This window comes from Corynebacterium sp. KPL2861, assembly GCF_040225475.1.
Taxonomy (GTDB): domain Bacteria; phylum Actinomycetota; class Actinomycetes; order Mycobacteriales; family Mycobacteriaceae; genus Corynebacterium.
Map to the genome: position 1 here is coordinate 1 of NZ_JBEHFW010000025.1, position 1,581 is coordinate 1,581.

Annotated in this window: 1 protein-coding gene; it reads left to right on the plus strand. The window is 51.7% G+C overall.

Annotated elements, in window-relative coordinates:
- Nucleotides 1-1,546: IS30 family transposase (locus ABRP84_RS11215; protein ID WP_349853830.1), on the plus strand; the 1,546-nt coding region annotated here is incomplete at its 5' end.
- Nucleotides 1,547-1,581: the final 35 nt, after the last annotated feature.

The following is a 1,581-nucleotide window of genomic DNA, read 5'->3' on the forward strand; positions in this document are numbered from 1 at the left end:
GGCTGCTGGTGAGCTTGGCTGTCATTACGTGCATGCTTTGAATTTTTGCCATGCTCATGGATTGCCAGTCATACATAAAGCCAAACGAGTTGATCGCCGCGGTAGCCAGGCTTTACAGCTTGTAGAACTAGTTAAAGGCGGACTTTCGGTACATCAAGCCGCCAAAACGTGTGGAATGCATCCCACCGCTGCGTATGCCGTTGCTACAGAAGCTGGGTGTCATATCCGGCTATCGAGGTATGCCCGGAAAGTCCGCCAAACACAGTTAAGGGTGGAATACTTGCGCCTTCGGTTGGCGAGCTTGCCTGTTGGTGATGCTGGGGCTGGGGTAGGAATTGATCGTCGATTGTCTTTAGACTTCGAAAAAGGACTCATCAAATCCGGAGGGCCACGTAAAGAGTTCATACCTGTCGGCGAGGATGCCACCACGTATAAAAGACTTATGAAAGCGCTGCGCCAACGCCATGACGTCATTGAATCTGGACGGTTTTGTGCCCCTGCCTTGCCTGGCGGTGTGGATCCGTATAAACGCATCAGTGATCGCTATATTTGCTTTGAAGAACGCGTTATTATCGCCGATCTTCTTCGTGAGCATGTGCCGCTGCGTGAGATTGGGCGCCGTTTAGGGAGAAGTGCCTCGTCAATTCAGCGTGAAGTACGCAGAAACCACAGCGCCCAAGGCCCGTATCGTGCAGAAACAGCCCAGTTAAAGGCTTGTGCGCGTAGGTTGCGGCCGAAAATACCGAAACTGCTGGCCAACAAAAGGTTATGGGACTATGTATGCGCACAATTGCGGGCACAATGGTCACCTGAGGAGATTTCCAATCGCCTGCCCATCGACTACCCCCTTGATAAGGACATGCGCATTAGTCACGAAACGATTTATGACGCCTTTTATCTACAGGCCAAAGGAAGACTCAAAGACCTTGGCTTGGAACTTCCTACCGGTAGAAAGAAACGCAAGAAACGCCAAACACGCACCACGACACCGGCTCAGCAACGCTTCGTTGACGACATGATCCTCATCGACGACCGGCCAGATGAGGTTGCTGAACGTATTTTGCCAGGCCATTGGGAAGGCGACCTCATCCTTGGTAAAAATAACCAATCCGCGGTTATCACGTTAGTAGAACGCGTCAGCCGATTTGTTGTCCTTGGCCACCTGCCAGGCAGGCATACCAGCAAAGAAGTATTCACAGCCCTGCACAAGGCTGTTGCTGGGATCGATAAAGCTATCTGGTCATCAATTACCTGGGACCAAGGAAGTGAAATGGCTGGCCATAAAGCCTTTACCATGGCCACTGACATTCCCATCTACTTCTGTCATCCAGGATCACCGTGGGAACGAGGCAGCAGTGAAAACACCAACGGCAGGCTCAGGAGAAACCTTCCCAAAAACAGCGACCTGTCCATCTACAGCGCCGAGGACCTGGAGATGATCGCCAACATTCACAATCACAAGCCACGCAAAGCACTCAACTGGCGCACCCCAGCCGAAGTCATGACAAGCGCCCTGACACAAACCGGTAGTATCACACCAAAGTAACCATCATTGTTGCAACGACCCCTAGAATCCAAGCT